The 2492-nt window shown below is 73.6% G+C and carries 1 protein-coding gene and 1 pseudogene; both read right to left on the bottom strand.

Going from position 1 to position 2492, the window contains the following annotated elements; all coding sequences use genetic code 11:
* Nucleotides 1–960, bottom strand: a pseudogene (locus PV410_RS44565) (hypothetical protein); the annotation flags it as partial.
* 1 nt (nucleotide 961) lies between these two features.
* On the bottom strand, nucleotides 962–2492 hold a 1531-nt coding region (locus PV410_RS44570; RefSeq protein WP_500332389.1), incomplete at its 5' end, for an ABC transporter permease.

A 2492-nucleotide genomic window follows, 5' to 3' on the forward strand; every position in this document is an offset into this window, starting at 1 on the left:
TTCACCCAGCCCCTGCTCCTCGACGTGCAGGCCGCGCTGCTTGGCCTGCAGATGTGCCCCGTCCGGTCCCGCCGTCAGCGCGGCGAGCCGGTCACGCAGGGCCGGGACGTCGTGCGCGGTGAGCTCGTCGACGTCGGCAGGGTGGTGCCAGTAGGCCAGCGCGCCGTCTTGAAGGCTGAGCAGGGCGGCCGTGGCCCCCGGGTCGATGAGCGCAGCGAAGTGCCAGTAGCGGGCGGGGTCGCCACCCGGGACGGGCAGCGAGCGCAGGCTGGGCTTGCGCAGGTCGGGTTCCGCGTTCCACCAGGCGGCGCCGGGTGAGCGGGGCGTGACGATCCCGGTGACCCGGACGGTCACGACGGATCCGACGGCGTCCTCGAGGTGGAACGCCGAACCGGTACGCAGTTTCATCACCTTGGCGGTGCGGTCGGTGATCACCGCTTCGACGCTGTGGGCGTCGGTGCCGGCGTTCGGCAGACGTCCCTCGAGGAGCCGGGTGTTCGCCGCAAGGTCGGGCTGTGCCACCAAGGTGTTCTTCGGGGGGAGCGGGGCGACCGCCATGGTCCGGGGCAGTCCGGGGTCGGTGACGTCTGTGTCGGCGGAGCGCACCCCGTATACAGTCTGGTCGCGTTCGAGCGTCAGCGGGGGCTTCACGAGGCGCTGGAACCGGGTCTCGGTCTCCTTCAGCGACGGGGGGGTGAGCAACCCCTCGGCGTTGAGGGGGGCGGACAGCGGTGACACCTGGAGCGACATGGTGACGCTACGGCCCTGCAGCGACGCGTGTGACACCGCGTCGCGCAACGCGGAGTCCTCGTAGCCGTCGACGGCCCGCGGCAGCGCGGCCGCCAGGAACGCCGTGACGAACACCAGCGCGGCCATGGCGAGCGTGCCGCCGGGGGCGGCGCGCAGCCGGGCGCGGATCCAGGAGACGTCACCGCTGCGCGGGGAACGGGGCTCGGCCACGTCATTCACCTCCTTGGCGCCGCAGCGCCTGGGCCGGGTCGGCGGACCGCCACGCCGTCAGCATGACGCCGAGCAGGGACAGTGCGGTGATGGTGATCATCAGCAGGGCGAGCGGACCGGACGGCAGATCTATCCGCACGTCGGGGACCGGGCTCTCCGCGTCAGCCGTCAGGATGATCAAGGGGACGACCAGGCGGGTCAGCAGTCCGCCGAGTACGGCGCCCACGCCCACCGCGACCAGGATGACCAGGCCCTGCTCGGCGGCGATCACCCGGGCGAGCCAGCGGCGCGGGGTGCCCAGCGCCCGCAGCATCGCGAACTCCTGGGAGCGTTCGCGCAGTGCTCCGGCCGCCGCCACGCTGTAGCCGAGCGCGGCCAGCACCACGGCGGTCACGACGGCGGCGGGCAGCGCGGACAGCGGCCCGGCGCCGAGCGGATCGCGTTGGAGTTCGGTGCGCTGCTCGTCGCGGACCAGGAGCGAGGTGATGTCGCCGCGGGTCTGCAGTGCCGAGGCGAGGCGAGCGGCCGCGCCGGGCTCGGCCGCCAGCCACCACTCGCCGGGAACCAGGGAGCCCTGGCCGGTTCCGTTGAGGAACGTGTTCGCCGAGTGCATGTCGATCAGCAGCGCCCCGCCGTCGGTGCCGTCGGTCTTGGGCGCGACGGTGGGCAGGGCGCGTACGGCGGCGGAGACGCGGACCGGCACGGTCACGCCGGCCACGGGGATCCGCACCGAGTCCCCGACCTTCGCGCCGACCGCCCGCAGGAAGGTGTCCGTGGCGACCGCCGACAGCGCGGCCGGGGCCTTGGGTTCGGAGCTGAGGGTTACGGAGGCCGTGTCATAGCTGCTCTGCCAGGCCGCCCCGAGGGACATCTCCCCTGTGTCGAACTCGACGGCGAGCGGCGTCCGCGCGCTGGAGTCAGGGGCGTCCGTCCAGGCGGCGACGTAGCCGGCGTAGTTCATGTAGTCGGGGTTGCCCATAGCGGCGCGCGCCTGCCACGACGAGCCCTCCGGTACCCGGACGGTCCGCGTGGTGCCGTCGCCGGACTCCGACCGCAGCGCGGTGACGGACAGCCGGTGGTGCTCGGTCCGCTGCGGCAGGGTGTAGTCGGCCTTGATCCGGGTCAGGCGCAGTGGCCCGGCCGGGCCGGCGCCGGGGGCCCGGCCCGCCTCGGCGCCGAAGTCCGCCACCACGACGTGCTGTCCGCCGTCGGCGGGGACCTTGCCCAGGGCGATCGTGTAGGGCACGCCGAAGCGGTCCACGAATGTCGCCGAAAGGCGGGTGGTGACGTGGCTCGCAATCGGTCGGCCGCCGGAGTCCGAGGCTTGCGTGCGAACGGTCAGGAGAAGGCGCGCGGTGTCACGGGGCAGGCCGAACCCGGCGTCCGGCGAGGCGGTGTCCTGAGGTCGCAGGGAGCGGAGGACCTGCCGGAACGGCCGGTCGGCGAGGTCGTCGCGCAGGCCGGTCACCCCGGAGGCGCTGGTGGTGTCCAGTGCCAGCACCGTTGCCTCGCGGTTCCTGGGCAGCGGCACG

It is taken from the genome of Streptomyces sp. PA03-5A (assembly GCF_033792725.1).
Taxonomy (GTDB): domain Bacteria; phylum Actinomycetota; class Actinomycetes; order Streptomycetales; family Streptomycetaceae; genus Actinacidiphila.